This window comes from Nocardia sp. NPDC102475 (assembly GCF_055584605.1).
Genome location: NZ_JBVJLS010000004.1, coordinates 51,548 through 66,904, shown reverse-complemented (window position 1 = coordinate 66,904; position 15,357 = coordinate 51,548). Strand labels below are relative to the sequence as shown.

The following is a 15,357-nucleotide window of genomic DNA, read 5'->3' as shown; positions in this document are numbered from 1 at the left end:
TTCCAGAGACGTCGAAGCCCGTACGGTCCTTTTGCCTGAGAGATTGACGGGGAGGTGCTGCTCCTTCGGCGCCCGGACTCTTGTGAAGTCCGAAACTCTCCCGCACGGCGGCGACGCATGGCTAGTTTATGCCGCGCGCACAACAAATGACGCCACCGGACCCCGGATGGGCGTGTAGCGCTCATCACTCCGGCGCATATGACAAGTGCCCGCCGCGGCGGCGACGGGCACTCGACACGATCTCTAGCCGGTCTTCCGGTTCATCCGAGCCTTACGACGGAAGGACAATTCGTCCTCTGGACGCTCGCTCGCACTGCCGCTCACCGCCCGCTCGGCCGGGAAGTTGGCGATGGCTCCGGTCAGTTCCCGCATGGCGCCGCTGACCGCGATTCCGAAGACGCCCTGCCCACCCTGCAGTAAATCGACTACTTCCTCGGGCGAGGTGCATTCATACACCGAGGTACCGTCGGAGAACAGCGTGATACCGGCCAGATCCTGCACGCCGCGGCTGCGCAGATGATCGACCGCGATGCGGATGTTCTGCAGCGAGATGCCCGCGTCCAATAGTCGCTTCACGATTTTCAGGACCAGAATGTCCTTGAACGAATACAGCCGTTGACTGCCCGAGCCCGCTGCACCTCGGATGGAGGGCACGACCAGTCCGGTCCGCGCCCAATAGTCGAGCTGCCGATACGTGATCCCGGCCACCTGGCATGCGCTGGGTACGCGGTAGCCGACCAAATCGTCGGGCACCGAATCATCCGGGAACAGGCCTGGCTGTACCACATCCTGCGATTGCTCTGCCACTGACCACTCCCTTGCTTCGCCGACGCCTTGCCTCATCGATGACCCGGCTCCGTAACGACCAACGACCGGCCATAACGGACGTGGCCCAACTATCGAGATTACTCTCCCTGATTGTCCCGGGAGCGGCATCATCCGACCAAACGCGACGCGCGGTAAGAGTCTCGACCTTTCCTTTAGGGCCAGTAGAGAATTCGCGTTCTCCGCGAACTCGACCACCGCGGAGCGAGTCCCACGAGCGACGTTCGCGGCCCGCCTCGCGTCCGCGCCGCAGGCGCGGCCATCGAACGCAGCCGAGTCGTCGAAGCGCATGCGACGAAGCCGCGAGTCTCGACGGCGCCGCTACCGACTTGCTTGCAGGTCGCTCGAAAGGGTCAGCCGCAAGACACCAGGGGGCCGCGAACACGCCGCGCTGAAGGCGCGGCCGAAGATTCAGCTATCGGTGGCCTTGAAATCGTCCGGCGAGACGGACTCGAGGAACTCCTTGAACTTCTCCACCTCGTCCTCGCGTTCGTCCGGCATGACCAGCCCCGCCTCCTCGAGCACCGGCTCCTCGGCATAGATGGGGCAACCCACCCGCAAGGCGATCGCTACCGAATCCGACGGCCGCGCCGAGATCCGCAGATCGTTCTCGAAGACCAGATCCGCGTAGAAGGTGCCCTCCTGCAGATCCACGATCCGCACTTCCTTGAGGGTATGCCCGAGGTCGGCGATCAAGATCTTGATCAGATCGTGAGTCAGCGGACGGATCGGGGTCACCCCCTCTTGTTCGAGCACGATCGCGGTCGCCTCGGCCTGCCCGATCCAGATCGGCAGATACCTGTCTCCGGACGCCTCGCGGAGCAACAGCACGGGCTGGTTCTGTGGCTGCTCGACACGAATGCCGATTACGCGCATCTCACTCATCGCACTGCCTCCCAATGACTCGCCGGCCGCCCGGCATGACCGCTGCAGAGCTCGCCGTACCACGAGTCTAAGCGAACCTCGAGGCGTGCAGCATTCCCTGTGCACAGCCGAAATCGGCGTGTTGTCCGTCTGGAACGCAAAGCGAACTTCGGATGCACCCGCCGAACTCAGCCGCCGAGCGAGGACCGCACCGACGCTTTCACCAGGCAGGTGTGCAATGTCAGCGACAATGCCGCCAACTCCCGCACCGTCTCCTCCGCACGTGCGCGCGCACCGGCATCGCGACTCTTGGCGATCGGGGCGGCGATCTGCGCCACCAGCGCGGCCTCGCGGTCCGCGGCCAGCTTGAAGGCGCGCAAATGCCGTGCCTCCAGGCCGAATTCGGCCATCGCCTTGGCGGTTTTGGCCAGCGTCACCGCATCCTCGTCGAAGAAACCGGCGACGCCGGGGGTGATCAGATTCGCTCGGATCAGATCGGCGAGGAATTTCTCATCGATCTCGGCCTTGCCAAGCAGATCCGCCCGGGTGAGCCGGATTTCGTGATCGAATCGCAGCTCATCGGGCGAGATTTCACCGGGCACGACGCCGAGTTTGCGCGGCGCCACAGTACGGGCGCTATGGTGCGCCGCGGGTGTTGCGGTTAGCTCGGAGTCGGGCGTGACGTGCCCCGGCTCCGGCGCACCGTTGCGGCCGGAGTGCGCCCGGGCGCGGGCTTCCCGCACACCGAGCGTCGCCGCACCGCTGTCGATCGCTTCGAGCTGCTCCTTGATCACCTTCAAGGGCAGGTACTGATCACGTTGTGCGGTCAGCACAAATCTGAGCCGCTCGCAGTCCGCGATCGAGAACCTGCGATAACCCGACGGCGTGCGCTCGGGTCGGATCAGCCCCTCGGCCTCGAGGAAACGGATCTTCGAGATGGTGATATCCGGAAAGTCCGGTCGCAGCAGGTCGAGCACGGAGCCGATCGACATGCCTCCACGAGCCCACTGCGCCGCGCCCGTCATAGCACCGAGTCTTTCATGACACAGCGTTCTTCCCTGTCAACACTGCCGACACGCGAAATCCGTGCCGCTGATGTCACAGGCTGCCCGCACCCGCCGACGAATCGCTCTGCTGGACCCGGGGCCCAGTGAGGAAGACGAGGCGGAACTTGCCGATCTGAACTTCGTCACCGTTCTGCAACTCCGAGGAGTCCACCGGCTCCCGGTTGACGTAGGTGCCGTTGAGGCTGCCCACATCGACCACCTGGAAGGAATCGTCGTCCTGCCGGAATTCGGCATGCCGACGGCTGACGGTGACGTCATCGAGAAAGATGTCACTGTCGGGATGGCGGCCCGCCGACGTGGTCGGCTGATCGAGCAGGAACCGCGAGCCCGCATTCGGGCCTCGCTTCACGACCAAGAGGGCAGCACCAACCGGCAGACCCTCGACCCCTTGGACCGGCTGTTCGCCGGTCGCCTCAGCGGAGCGCGACGCGTCGACCTCGTTCAGGAAATCCGCGCGGAAGACCGACGTCGTCTCGGCCGCGGTCTCCCCGTAACCCGGGTCTTTGTTCTCGCTCACCGTTTCTCTCCTCCTCGAACCTGATTATCCATGCAAGCAGGTGCTGCCTTCACCGCCACGACCTGGGGATCCTGACGCTAGAACACCGGCTGCCAAGCACCGGCACATCTGTTGGCATTGACCGTACCCTGCCAGGGCGTACCCGTGCAGGTAGAACTGGGAAGGCTGGGTCAGCCCCCGATAACTCCTTGATAACCTGCGGCATCCAGTAGTTCACCGAGCGCGGCATCCACGCCGGCCTCGTCGCTCAATTCGAGCTCGAAGATCCACCCGTCGCCATAGGGATCGGTGTTCAGCGTTTCCGGCTCCGTGTCCAGAACATCGTTCACCGCAACAACTTTCGCGGCCAGCGGAGCGTAGATATCGGACACGCTCTTGGTCGACTCCACCTCGGCGATGCTTTCCGCGGCCGCCACATCTTTGTCGACCTCCGGCAACTGCACGAACACAACGTCACCGAGTTGAGACTGGGCGTAGTCGGTGATGCCCACCCGAACCCGGGTCGGGCCGATCCGCCGCACCCATTCGTGCTCTTCGGTGTAGCGCAGATCCTCGGGGGTCTGGGTCACAGGCCGTCCTTTCATCATGCTGACCTTCTCGAGCGATCTGCAAGCAGTCGCCAGCGGGTTCCACGCAACTCTAATCGCTACTCACTGCGGTGTGGCACAGCCGGTATCGCTCGCGCGACGGCGAAAGCCTTCCAGACGTAGAGCACGCCGGTCCACACATACACCGCCGTGCCCCAGACCAGGAATGCCCCGCCGAAGGCACGACCGAAACCTGCCAGCGCCCAATCCATCTGACCGGCCAGCAACCATGGCAGCGCCGACATCAGCGCGAAGGTGGCGGCTTTACCCAGGTAGATGACCTCGGGTGGATCCAGTTGGCGGCGTTTGTACACCGAAAGAGTCAAGGTCAGGACGGCGTCGCGGCCGATCAGGATCACCGCGACCCACCAGGGCAGCAACCCGCGGATCACGAATGCGGCCAGCGTGGTCACCAGATACAGCCGATCCACGAACGGGTCGAGCAGTGCGCCGAGTCGCGACGACTGGTCGAGCAGCCGGGCCAGCTTGCCGTCCAGGAAGTCGGTGACGCCGCTGAGCACCAGCAGTGTGAAAGCCCAGCCGTCGGCGCGCACCACCAGCAGCAACCACAGGAAAAGTGGCACACCGGCCAGTCGCAATACGCTCAGGACATTGGGAACGGTGAAGATGCGGTCGGCGAAGACGCCGCCCGCGGCCGGATCGCCCGCTTTTCCCGGGTTGTCCGCGCCGGAGCCGGCGCGTTCGCCCGGTTCCGTTTTCCCCGATTCGGTTGTCACAGCCCGTGCATACCGCACCGACCCCGGTTCACGCCATCCGGGCACGCCGGACGCGCATACTTTCGGTACCCACCTGCTGTGCGATATGCCGCACCGACCCGGGTGACAGAATGAGTGTGGAACCATCTCACACGGTTGTCGCACGGTTCAGAGAGGGAAACCATGCCAGCATTCGACTACGACGTGGTAGTGATCGGCTCCGGATTCGGCGGCAGCGTCAGTGCGCTGCGCCTGACCGAGAAGGGCTACCGGGTCGGCGTGCTCGAGGCCGGACGGCGCTGGCCCGCCGAGGATATTCCGAAGACGAATTGGAATGTGCGCAAATCGATCTGGGCGCCGCGCCTCGGTTTGACCGGACCGCAGCGGATCAGTGTGCTCGGTAAATGCGCGGTCTTTTCCGGCGCGGGCGTCGGCGGTGGTTCGCTCATCTACGGCAACACCCTCTACGAGCCGCTGCCGAACTTCTACACCGATAAGCAGTGGGCCCATATCACCGACTGGAAGGCCGAACTGGCGCCGTACTATGACCAGGCGCAGCGCATGCTCGGCGTAGCCCCGAATCCGCGGATGACACCCGCCGACGAGGTGATCAAGGAGATCGCCGACGATCTGGGCGTCGGCCATACCTTTCACCCGACCAATGTGGGTGTTTTCTTCAACGAGACCGATCCGGGCACCGAGGTCGAAGATCCCTACTTCGGCGGCGCGGGTCCGCACCGACGCGGCTGCGTGCACTGCGCGCAATGTTTCACCGGCTGCCCGAACAATGCCAAGAACACCACCACGACGAATTACCTGTATCTGGCCGAAAAGGCCGGTGCCGAGGTACATCCGCTGACCACCGCGACTACGGTCCGGCCGCTGTCCGGCGGCGGATATGCGGTCGAGACCGAGCGTTCGGATCGCTGGATCCGCAAGCAGCGCAAGACATTTACCGCCGAGCAGGTAGTTTTCGCCGGTGCGGCGCTCGGCACGCAGAAGTTGCTGCACAAGATGCGCGACGAGGCAATACTGCCGGATCTGTCGCCGCGCCTCGGTGAGCTGACCCGCAGCAATTCCGAGGCGATCCTCAATGTGGTGAGCCGCTCACGCCGCGATTTCGCCGAGGGCATCGCGATCACCTCCTCGATCCATCCGGAGGCCGATACCCACATCGAGGTCTGCCATTACGGCAAGGGGCAGAACGCGCTGTTCCCGATGTCGGTGCCGATCGTGGACGGCGGGGCGTTCCGATTCCTGCGCTTCCTGCTGGCAATCGTGTTGCATCCGTTGGTTTTCCTGCGCAGTCTCAATGCCCGCCATGCCTCGGAGAAGTCGGTGATCCTGCTGGTGATGCAGTCACTGGACAATTCGCTGACCTCCTACCGCAAGCGCGGGCAATTGAAGACCGAACAGGGCACCGGCGAACCGAATCCGACCTGGATTCCGCTGGCGCACGATATCGGCCGACGGTTCGGCGCCAAGGTGAACGGCGATACCCACGGCCTGATCATGGACGTGCTGAATATCCCGGCCACCGCGCATTACATCGGCGGTTGTGTGATCGGCGATGGTCCGGAGGCCGGTGTGGTCGACCCGTATCAGCGGGTATTCGGACATCCCGGGCTGCATGTCGCGGACGGTTCGGCGGTGACGGCGAACCTCGGTGTCAATCCGTCGCTGACGATCACCGCACAGGCCGAGCGCGCAATGGCCTTCTGGCCCAATAGGAACGAGGCCGATCCACGCCCCGAACTGGGTTCGGCATATCAGCGGATCTCCCCCGTCGCCCCGAACCATCCGACGGTGCCCGCATCCGCCCCAGGCGCACTGCGCTTGCCGATCACACCGGTCGACCCCGTGGTACCCGCCACCTGAGCAGGCTGGGTACGTCGGGGCCCCGATACCCATCTCGCTCGACCACCGCGGAGCCGAGTCTTACGAGCGACGTTCGCGGCCCGTCTCGCGTCCGCGCCGCAGGCGCGGCAAAATCAGCACAGTGTTGGACGGTGGTATTGATCTTCGCTCGTATGTTCCTGCCGAGGATGTCCGCGCCCGCGGGCGGGCGCTGCGTCAGCGGGTTCCGGTCGGTGCCCGGGATCGAGCGGTCACCTGGTCCACGCGACCTGATGTGCTCGACTTCATCGCCGCGAGCAATGCCGGTCGGTTGCCGCATCTGGTTCCGCTACGGGTCGGTCGCATGCTCGCCTCGCCGTTCACCTTCTATCGCGGTGCGGCCGGGTTGATGGCCGCCGATCTCGCGGGCAGTCCGGACACCGGCGTGCCCGCGCAGATCTGCGGTGACGCGCACGCCGCGAATTTCGGTCTGTACGGCACGCCACGCGGCGAAATCGTCATGGACATCAATGATTTCGACGAAACGATCGTCGGCCCGTGGGAGTGGGATCTGGAGCGGCTAGCGGCCAGTCTGGTGCTGGCGGGCCGCGAAGGCGGTGCGGCCGAAGACGATTGCCTGCGGGCCGCCCGGGATGCGGCCCGAAGCTATCGGCTCGCCATCGATCATCTCGCCGAGCAACCGTTCATGGAATCTTGGAGCGCGCTGCCGGACGAGTCGATCATCAGTAGGGCAAGGGCCGATGATCTGCTCGACGACTTCAAGAAGGCCGCGAAGAAGGCGCGCAAGAACACCAGCGCCAAGGTGGTCGAGAAGTGGACCGAACATCTGGAGGACCACGAGACCGGGATCAGCAAGCACCGATTCGTCAGTGACCCACCGATTCTCACAGCGGTCGGCGCCAAGGTCGCCGAGGAGATCATCGACGGGCTGGAGCGCTACGGCGATACCCTGCGCGAGTCCCGGCGCAATCTGCTGGCCCGATTCGCGGTGTCCGACACCGCCTTCCGCATTGTCGGAACCGGAAGCGTCGGACTGCACAGCTATGTCGCACTGTTGCACGGCAATGATGGCGAGGCGCTGGTACTGCAGCTGAAACAGGCCAACCCCTCGGCGCTGGCGCCATTCCTGCCCGCGCCGCCGCCCGCGCACGAGGGTGAGCGAATCGTGCAGGGCGCCAGGCTGGTTCAGTCCGAGACCGATATCCTGCTCGGCTGGACCACACTGCGCTTGGAGACCGGCGAACTACCGTTCACGGTGCGCCAGTTCCGCAATATGAAGGGCAGTATCGATCCGGCCGAGCTGTCCTCGGACGATCTCGACGATTACGGCAGGCTGGCCGGTGCGCTGCTGGCTCGCGCACATTCGCGTTCCCTCGATCCGCGCCTGCTCGCCGGGTATTTCGACGGTGACGAGGCGTTCGAGGATGCGGTCGCGCGCTTCGCGGTTCGCTACGCCGATCGGACCGAGGCCGACCACGCCGAATTGGTCGATGCGGTGCGGGCTGGAAAGATCGCCGCGGAACAACCGCAGTGACACGCCGCGTCTGCTCGTAGGCGCGGCGAACCGGGCAGAGTTGTCCGTATCCTTGCCAGCATCGAGTGATGACGTGAAGGGCGGTCGCGAATGCTCGTGCGAGTACAGAACCCGGCAGGCACCAATGCCGAGCGGGCGCTGATCGACTGGCTGCGCACCTGGAAGGATCCGGCCAGCCCGCATGGCGTCGCCACGGTGAATTGCAGTCTGTTCCACAACGATCGGCTGCATCAGTTCGACGCGGTGGTCTGGACTCCGACCAGTTGCGTGGTGATCGAGGCCGAGGCGCTGGTCGCGCGCCAGGACGGCGTGCTGGAGGTGCCGCTCAGCGGTCCGTGGACCATCTCCGGCGCACCGATCGCCAGCGAGGCCCGCGATCGCCGCACCCCGCTGGACAGATCGCGCGAACACACACTCGCACTGCAGAATTGGCTGGCCGCGCGCGGTCTCGGTCAGCGCGCTGTGCACGGTGTCGCGCTGATCGTGCCGCTGCGCGGCGCCGAGCTGTCGGTCAAACAGGAATGGAGCGATCCAAGTTTCGATGTGATCCTCGGCAGCGATCCGGAACGGCTGCGGCACTATTTCGAGACGCTGGCCGATTCCGAGAAGAACATCCACCTGTGGACGGGCAACGATGTCGCGGTGGCCTTCCGCAGCCTGGGCATCCTGCCCGCCCTGCCTGCCCCGCAGGATCTGGTCAACGAGGGCTTCCTCGGCCCGATCGATATCACGCTGTGGCACGGCGGTCCGAACCAGGCGCAGGCGGAGGCCTATGCCGAGGAGTTGGCGCAGGCCGAAAAGGATGCCGACGCACCGGCCCTGGTCATCGAGGCGCCCTGGTACAGCCCGTGGAAGCTGTATCCGCGGCAAACCGGCGATATGGATCTGGGGCGGGCGTTCATGCGCATCACGCTGGCGGCGGGCATGCTCATCGCCTTCGCGTGGATGATCTGGTTCGTGATCACCGCGGTATTGACCTACGGGCCGGGGTGAGCACGGACGTCGACTGTTCCGCGGACTGTGTCGCCTCCCGAAATCCGGACTCGCCCAGCGCATTCCGGTATTCGGACAGGCGCTGGTCGCGGGCCGATTGCGGAATGCCATGTACCGCACGCAGATGCCCGGCGACGATGGTGAGCGTCGCGGCTCAGGTATCGCAGACGCCCGCGCTGTAGTAGGCCCGAGCGCACTGGATCCGAGGCCCAATGGAGTGCGGCGGCGGTACGGAGGCGGCAGGGGCACTCACTTGCGCGCGACCGACGGTGCTGTTCGCGGGTGCCTTATCGTCGAGCGGTGATCGTCGAATGGAAGGCGCTGCTCGTCGCGATACGAGCGAACCTCGTCGCGCTGTGCGTGGTGCTCGTCGGCCTCGGCATCGCCGTAACGCTGCCGCTGACCTTCCCCGGCGACGGCGCGGCCACCGATCTGGATCGCGAACTCGCCGAGCCGATCCACTCGGCGCTGGACGACCATCCCGGCGGCTACGAGGCGCTGGTGATCCCGAGCAACGGCTACATCCTGATCCCGCTGTTGCTCGCGGCTGCCGCCTGGTTCGGCTATCGGGGGCAGTGGCGGCGGGCCGTGGCAATGGTGGCGATTCCCGAGGTTGTGGTCGCAATCAACAGCTGGGTGCTCAAACCGCTGTGGGATCGACCGTTGCACGACTATCTCGCGTATCCGAGCGGACATACCGTGCATCTGGTCGCGATCGCCACCGCGTTCGTCGTGCTGACCGACTCGACGCGGGCGCGCGTCGGCACCTTCGTGATCGCCACCGCCGCACTGCTCTGCGCCGCGGTCGGCATGATCGGCCTCGGCTATCACCTGCCCACCGATATTCTCGGCGGCACGGCGGTGGCGATCGCACTCGTCGTCGTCTGCTGGAAACTTACCGAGCGATTTCTCTCGGAGCAGGCGCGCGTCGACTCCTAGATCCGCGACACCGTCGTATGACTACTGGTCCGATCGAACACGCTCGCATCATCCAGCAGCGCCGAACGCAGCATGCTCTCCGGCACACCCATGCCCTCGACCAGCGTCAGCGCATCCGGGCGCAGCCGGTCGACCAGTTCATTGACACCGCGACGCACGGCCTTCGCCCGTTCCACCGACATGAACCGGTGCATGATGAACCACGCCTGGTTCTCCTCGAGCATCGAGTAGACGTACAGATCGCAGACGGTCTCGGCGAGTTCACGCGCCTCCGGATCCGCGATTCCGGCAATACCTTCGATGAACGCCTCGAGAATCAGTCGATCGATATGTGCGGCGCCCGCGGCGAGGATGTGGTCCTGCGCATTGTTGAACGCCTCGAACGGTGCGGTGTCCTTCGCGCGGGCACGCAGCCGGTGTCCGGCTGTGCGCACCAGATAATCCTCGCGATCGGCGAACAGCTGCAGCTGCACCGAGCGGCGGGACAGATCGCCGTCGTCGACCGTGTCGTCACTGCGGTCGCGCAGCGTCTGGATCAGTTGGCGCACACCGGAACGCTTGCGGACCACATCGCCGGCCATGGTCGCGGCGAAGCGCACCCAGCCGAGCGCGTCCAGATCGCGGATCTCATCGGAGTAGGCGGTGAGCAGTTCCTTGGCCACCAACTGGGTGAGTACGACATTGTCGCCCTCGAAGGTGGTGAACACATCGGTATCGGCCTTCAGTGTGACCAGCCGGTTCTCGGTGAGATAGCCTGCGCCGCCACAGGCTTCGCGACATTCCTGGATGGCACGGGTGGCGAATCCGGTCTGTGCGACCTTGAGTCCGGCGGCCCGCTTCTCCAGGGCGCGCTGCGCGCCGGGATCGAGATCCTGGCCGGTCTGCACCAGATGCATGCGGCGGACCAGATCGTTCTGCGCGAAGGCAAGCGCATACGACCGGGCGATCAAGGGCAGCAGCCGTCGCTGATGACTGCGGTAGTCGAGCAGCAAGGTCTCCTGGCCGCTGTCCGGATCCGAGAATTGCCGGCGCTTCAGCGCGTATCGCGTGGCAATGCTCAATGCCACCCGCGCACCGGCCGCGGCCGCACCCCCGACGCTGACCCGCCCGCGCACCAGAGTGCCCAGCGTGGTGAAGAATCGGCGGCTCGGGTTCTCGATATCGGAGCTGTAGGTGCCATCCGGGGCGACATCGGCGTACCGGTTCAGCAGGTTCTCCCGCGGAATGCGGACCTGATCGAAAACGATGCGGCCGTTGTCGACACCGAGCAGGCCACCCTTGAGGCCGTCGTCGTAGGTGGTCACGCCCGGCAGGTCGGCGCCGTGCTCATCCCGGATCGGCACCAGGAAGCAGTGCACGCCCTGGCTCGTCCCCTCGGTGATCAACTGCGCGAAAACCGCTGCCATCCCGGCATGTTCGGCCGCGCCGCCGATGTAGTCCTTACGAGCCGACGGTGTCGGGGAATGGACGACGAAGTCCTGGGTCTGCGGATCGTAGGTCGCGGTCGTCTCCAGATTCGCGACATCGCTGCCGTGCCCGGATTCGGTCATCGCGAAACAACCGAGCAGATCCAGTGAGATCAGCCGCTTGACCACATCGCGATGCCGTTCGGTCCCGAGGTTCTCCACGGCCCCGCCGAACAAGCCCCACTGCACACCCGATTTCACCCACAGCGACAGGTCGGCGTACGCGAGCATCTCCAGCCCTGTCACCGCCTCCCCCGGCTCCCCCGTGCCCCCGTTCTCGCGTCGGAACCCACGCTCCGCGTAGCCCATCGATGCGATCGCCCGCATCTGCTCGAGCACCCGTGCCCGTGCCGCGTGGTAGTCGAGATACGGATCGCCGGTGAACTGGTCTCCGGCCAGTTCCACCCTGGCCTCGGCGCGAACCGCGCGCCATGGGCCGTCGAGTGCGTCGCGGAGGTGATCCGATGTCGAGACGTTCTCGGTGTCAGGCATACCCCGACAGTAGCGTTTCGCAGACGTCCAGCGGTCGGTAAGCGCCGATGAGATGCCGACCTCCGTGACCGCTTCCAGGGCGCTGAACAGCACGTTCTGCCGTCACAAATATCGTGACACGACAACTTCGCCGAACCCTTGCTTTACCATTGAACGCGTGTTTAATATACTAAACATGTGTTCAACCAGAGAGCCGTATCGCAAGGACCCGCCGAACTAGGAGGCGCCGCGTGACGTCGACCCCGAATTCGGACCTCACCACCGCCGCCCGCATTCGCGATATCGCGATCGAGGTGTTCGGTGACAACGGATTCCAGGTCGGAGTGCGCGCGATCGCCGCAGCGGCCGGTGTCTCCCCTGGACTGGTCAACCATCATTTCGGCTCGAAGGACGGCCTGCGGGCCGCCTGCGACGACCGGGTGCTGGAGTTGATCCGGGACCAGAAGTGGAAGACCGCCACCGAGACGAACGTCGCGAAAAGCATGCTCGACGCGATGTCCGAGATCGAGGCATACGGCCCGCTGGTCGCCTACATGGTGCGCAGCCTGCAGGCGGGCGGACCCTTGGCCGAATCATTGCTCGAGCACATGATCTCGGATGCCGAGGACTACATCCAGGCAGGCGTCGAGGCGGGCACCCTCAAGCCGAGCCGCGATCCGGCCGCGCGGGCCAGATATCTGACGATGGTCAATGTCGGCGCGACCGTTCTGTACTTCACCCTGCGGCAGCAACGCGGCGAAAAGCTGGACTATCGCAAGCTCGTTCGCACCTTGACCGAGGAGTTCATGCTGCCCGCCGCGGAGCTCTACGCCCAGGGATTCCTGACCGACCCAACGATTTTGGACACCCTTACCAAGGAGACCTGATGTCCGACATCATCGAAGTTCGCGATCTGCACAAGAACTTCGGCCACTTCGCCGCCCTGACCGGGCTGGATCTCGCGGTCCGCGAGGGCGAAATCCACGGCTTCCTCGGCCCGAACGGCGCGGGTAAGTCGACCACCATCCGTATCCTGCTGGGGATCCTGCGCGCCAGCTCCGGCGAGGCGCGGCTGCTCGGGCGCGACCCGTGGACCGATGCGGTCGAACTGCACCGCGAAATCGCTTATGTACCAGGCGATGTCACACTATGGCCATCTTTATCCGGTGGGGAAACCATCGACCTATTGGCCAGAATGCGCGGTGAAATCAACCCGCAGCGTCGCACCGAACTCATCGAGCGATTCGACCTGGATCCGCGCAAGAAGGCACGCACCTACTCCAAGGGCAACCGGCAGAAGGTCGCGCTGATCTCCGCGCTTGCCTCCGATGTGCGTTTACTGCTACTCGACGAACCGACCTCGGGTCTGGATCCATTGATGGAGCAGATCTTTCGCGAATGCGTCGAAGAGGCCAAACAGCGCGGCACCACGGTCCTGCTCTCCAGCCATATCCTCTCCGAGGTGGAGGTGCTCTGCGACCGGGTGACCATCATCCGGGCCGGGCGCACCGTGGAAAGCGGATCGCTCGCGGATATGCGCCATCTGTCGCGCACCTCCATCACCGCCGAATTGCTCGGCGACCCAGGCGATCTCAGCCGCATCCCGGGTGTCGAGGACATCGAACGCGACGGTTCGACGCTGCGCTGTCAGGTGGACGGGGAACATCTCGGCGAGTTGATCCGGATCCTCGGCGATGCCGGAGTGCGCAGCCTCACCAGTGCGCCGCCCACGCTGGAGGAGCTGTTCATGCGGCATTACCACGTCGACGGTGCGACGTCCGAGCAGGCGAGGGCGACCATGGAGAAGGTGGGATCATGACAACCGCAACCGTGGGCGGCAGACATTACGCCACGCCCGCCGTGCGCGGGTCGGCCGACTTCGCCGGTACCGCCCAATTGCTGCGACTTTTCCTGCGTCGCGACCGAATTGTGTTGCCGCTGTGGGTATTTGCTTTCGGCCTGCTGCCCGCCGGCTATGTCAGCAGCGCCAAGGCCGTTTACACCACGCAGGCCGACCTCGATCATGCGGCGCGGTCGGTCATGGAAAGCCCGGCGCTCATTGCCATGTACGGGCCGGTCTTCAGCACCGATCTGGGCTCGGTCGGGCTGTGGAAGGCCGGCCCGTTCTACGCGATGATGGCGATCGCGACGATTCTCACCGTCATCCGGCACACCCGGGTCGAGGAGGAGACCGGTCGTGCGGAATTGGTCGGCGCCACGAGTATCGGCCGCTACGCGGGGTTGACCGCCGCCATGATCATGACGGCGACCGGCTGTCTGATCGTCGCCATCCTGAGCGCCCTCGCGCTCTACGGCAGTGACCTGCCCGCCGCAGGTTCGCTGGCCTACGGCGCGACACTCGGCAGTTCCGGTCTGGTCTGGGCCGGGGTCGCCGCCATCGCGGCACAGGTGAGCGTGGGTGCGCGGGTCGCGCGCGGGGTGGCGTTCGGCGCACTCGGCACGGCCTTCGCGTTGCGCGCGGTCGGCGACGCCGGAAACGGTGTGCTGTCCTGGTTTTCGCCGCTCGGCTGGTGTATCAATATGCGGCCGTACGCGGATGAGCGCTGGTGGGTGTTGATTCCGCTGCTCACCGTCGCCATCGTGACCACGATCGCCGCGTATATGCTGCTGCGGCAACGTGATACCGGATCGGGCCTGCTCGCCGAGCGGCCGGGCGCACCGGTCGCGGCCCCCACACTCGCCGGTCCGGCGGGGCTCGCGTGGCGGCTCCAGCGCGGCTCTCTGCTGGCCTGGTCCATCGGCTTCCTGCTCTACGGATCGCTGATGGGTGGTGCCATCAACAGCGTCGGCGACATGCTCGACAACAGCAAGCAGGTCCGCGATGTGATCAACCGGATGGGCGGCACGGATATGCTGCAGAATTCGTTCATCACCTTCGCCCTCAGCATGCTGGCCATCGCGGCGTCGGCCTACTCCATCTCGGCGGTGCTGCGACTGCACGAGGAGGAGTCCAGCCAGCGCGCCGAGGCAACGCTGGCCGGTTCGGTAAGCCGAGAACGCTACGCGCTCAGCCATATCGGCATCGCGCTGCTCGGACCGGTGGTGCTGCTGTTCCTCGCGGGTGCGGCGGTCGGAGTCATCTACGGCATCTCCGACGGCGATCTGGCGGGCAAGCTCGGCGACTGCCTCGGCGCAGCGGCGGTGCAACTGCCCGCGGTGTGGGTGCTCACCGCGATCACGGCGGCGATCTACGGGCTCGCGCCTCGCTACACGCCGGTCGCCTGGGGCGTGCTGAGCACGATGATCATCATCTTCGTCATCGGCGCGCTCGACGGACTCCCGCAGTGGGTCCGCGATCTGGTCCCCTTCGTGCACCCGCCGAAGCTGCCCGGCTCATCGTTCGAGGCCACGCCGATCCTGTGGCTGCTCGGAATCGCGGTCGTGCTGCTCGGGGTCGGGATCGTGGGCTTCCGCCGCCGCGATCTGCGCTGAGATTCGGATAGCAGTGCCCCGCAACGAGTTTCACCGCTCGTTAGGGGGCACTGTGCCGCGCTCTCGGT

14 protein-coding genes and 1 riboswitch are annotated in these 15,357 nt (G+C 65.3%); of the genes, 7 read left to right on the top strand and 7 right to left on the bottom strand.

From position 1 onward, the window contains the following. Window positions 1-13 precede the first annotated feature (13 nt). Window positions 14-113, bottom strand: a riboswitch (glycine riboswitch). A 130-nt stretch (window positions 114-243) separates the two neighbouring features. The 6 genes from ACZ60G_RS08490 to ACZ60G_RS08465 form a co-directional block, all read right to left on the bottom strand. Then, window positions 244-843 (bottom strand): MerR family transcriptional regulator, encoded by a 600-nt coding sequence (locus ACZ60G_RS08490; protein WP_040689886.1) that lies wholly within the window; start codon window positions 841-843, stop codon window positions 244-246. Between the two features lie 393 nt (window positions 844-1,236). Then, on the bottom strand, window positions 1,237-1,710 hold the full coding sequence (locus ACZ60G_RS08485) for a bifunctional nuclease family protein (protein WP_040689884.1): 474 nt from the start codon (window positions 1,708-1,710) through the stop codon (window positions 1,237-1,239). 167 nt (window positions 1,711-1,877) lie between these two features. Further along, the gene (ftsR, locus tag ACZ60G_RS08480; protein ID WP_465808503.1) at window positions 1,878-2,714 is read right to left on the bottom strand and encodes a transcriptional regulator FtsR; all 837 of its coding nucleotides are present in this window, start codon (window positions 2,712-2,714) and stop codon (window positions 1,878-1,880) included. A 73-nt stretch (window positions 2,715-2,787) separates the two neighbouring features. Next, complete coding sequence (garA, locus tag ACZ60G_RS08475) at window positions 2,788-3,273, bottom strand: glycogen accumulation regulator GarA (RefSeq protein ID WP_040689879.1); 486 nt, start codon at window positions 3,271-3,273, stop codon at window positions 2,788-2,790. A 170-nt stretch (window positions 3,274-3,443) separates the two neighbouring features. Further along, on the bottom strand, window positions 3,444-3,842 hold the full coding sequence (gene gcvH / locus ACZ60G_RS08470) for a glycine cleavage system protein GcvH (protein WP_465808501.1): 399 nt from the start codon (window positions 3,840-3,842) through the stop codon (window positions 3,444-3,446). Between the two features lie 77 nt (window positions 3,843-3,919). Further along, a complete protein-coding gene (locus tag ACZ60G_RS08465; protein ID WP_465809140.1) occupies window positions 3,920-4,489 on the bottom strand; it encodes a CDP-alcohol phosphatidyltransferase family protein in 570 nt (189 codons plus the stop codon). Window positions 4,490-4,759: 270 nt separating this feature from the next. Between ACZ60G_RS08465 and ACZ60G_RS08460 the strand changes: the two genes are divergently transcribed. From ACZ60G_RS08460 to ACZ60G_RS08445, 4 genes are all read left to right on the top strand, one after another. Continuing rightward, window positions 4,760-6,454: a GMC oxidoreductase gene (locus ACZ60G_RS08460; RefSeq protein ID WP_465808499.1), complete on the top strand. Its 1,695-nt coding sequence runs from the start codon at window positions 4,760-4,762 to the stop codon at window positions 6,452-6,454. A gap of 121 nt (window positions 6,455-6,575) precedes the next feature. Next, entirely contained in the window at window positions 6,576-7,967 is a 1,392-nt protein-coding gene (locus ACZ60G_RS08455; protein WP_465808497.1) for a DUF2252 domain-containing protein, read from the top strand. Window positions 7,968-8,057: 90 nt separating this feature from the next. Beyond that, window positions 8,058-8,960, top strand: a complete 903-nt coding sequence (locus ACZ60G_RS08450) for a nuclease-related domain-containing protein (protein WP_465808495.1) — start codon at window positions 8,058-8,060, stop codon at window positions 8,958-8,960. 300 nt (window positions 8,961-9,260) lie between these two features. Continuing rightward, window positions 9,261-9,899, top strand: coding sequence for a phosphatase PAP2 family protein (locus tag ACZ60G_RS08445; RefSeq protein ID WP_465808493.1), 639 nt, complete (start codon window positions 9,261-9,263; stop codon window positions 9,897-9,899). Here ACZ60G_RS08445 and ACZ60G_RS08440 read toward each other — a convergent pair. Next, a complete protein-coding gene (locus ACZ60G_RS08440; protein ID WP_465808491.1) occupies window positions 9,896-11,857 on the bottom strand; it encodes an acyl-CoA dehydrogenase family protein in 1,962 nt (653 codons plus the stop codon). The two genes, ACZ60G_RS08445 and ACZ60G_RS08440, sit on opposite strands and share 4 nt — an antisense overlap. A gap of 230 nt (window positions 11,858-12,087) precedes the next feature. Between ACZ60G_RS08440 and ACZ60G_RS08435 the strand changes: the two genes are divergently transcribed. The 3 genes from ACZ60G_RS08435 to ACZ60G_RS08425 are packed head-to-tail and all read left to right on the top strand — an operon-like array spanning window position 12,088 to window position 15,289. Next, window positions 12,088-12,723 carry a TetR/AcrR family transcriptional regulator gene (locus ACZ60G_RS08435; protein WP_465808489.1) on the top strand — a complete coding sequence of 212 codons (636 nt, stop codon included), beginning with the start codon at window positions 12,088-12,090 and terminating at the stop codon, window positions 12,721-12,723. Further along, a complete protein-coding gene (locus ACZ60G_RS08430; protein WP_465808485.1) occupies window positions 12,723-13,655 on the top strand; it encodes an ABC transporter ATP-binding protein in 933 nt (310 codons plus the stop codon). The genes ACZ60G_RS08435 and ACZ60G_RS08430 overlap by 1 nt, the downstream gene beginning before the upstream one ends. Then, window positions 13,652-15,289 (top strand): ABC transporter permease, encoded by a 1,638-nt coding sequence (locus ACZ60G_RS08425; RefSeq protein ID WP_465808482.1) that lies wholly within the window; start codon window positions 13,652-13,654, stop codon window positions 15,287-15,289. The genes ACZ60G_RS08430 and ACZ60G_RS08425 overlap by 4 nt, the downstream gene beginning before the upstream one ends. Window positions 15,290-15,357: the final 68 nt, after the last annotated feature.

What these genes read in the sequence shown, in the direction of transcription:
- ACZ60G_RS08490 (WP_040689886.1), bottom strand. Translation starts at nt 843, where the DNA reads ATGAGGCAAGGCGTCGGCGAAGCAAGGGAGTGGTCAGTGGCAGAGCAA.
- ACZ60G_RS08485 (WP_040689884.1), bottom strand. Translation starts at nt 1,710, where the DNA reads ATGAGTGAGATGCGCGTAATCGGCATTCGTGTCGAGCAGCCACAGAAC.
- ftsR (WP_465808503.1), bottom strand. Translation starts at nt 2,714, where the DNA reads ATGACGGGCGCGGCGCAGTGGGCTCGTGGAGGCATGTCGATCGGCTCC.
- ACZ60G_RS08460 (WP_465808499.1), top strand. Translation starts at nt 4,760, where the DNA reads ATGCCAGCATTCGACTACGACGTGGTAGTGATCGGCTCCGGATTCGGC.
- ACZ60G_RS08450 (WP_465808495.1), top strand. Translation starts at nt 8,058, where the DNA reads ATGCTCGTGCGAGTACAGAACCCGGCAGGCACCAATGCCGAGCGGGCG.
- ACZ60G_RS08440 (WP_465808491.1), bottom strand. Translation starts at nt 11,857, where the DNA reads ATGCCTGACACCGAGAACGTCTCGACATCGGATCACCTCCGCGACGCA.
- ACZ60G_RS08430 (WP_465808485.1), top strand. Translation starts at nt 12,723, where the DNA reads ATGTCCGACATCATCGAAGTTCGCGATCTGCACAAGAACTTCGGCCAC.
- ACZ60G_RS08425 (WP_465808482.1), top strand. Translation starts at nt 13,652, where the DNA reads ATGACAACCGCAACCGTGGGCGGCAGACATTACGCCACGCCCGCCGTG.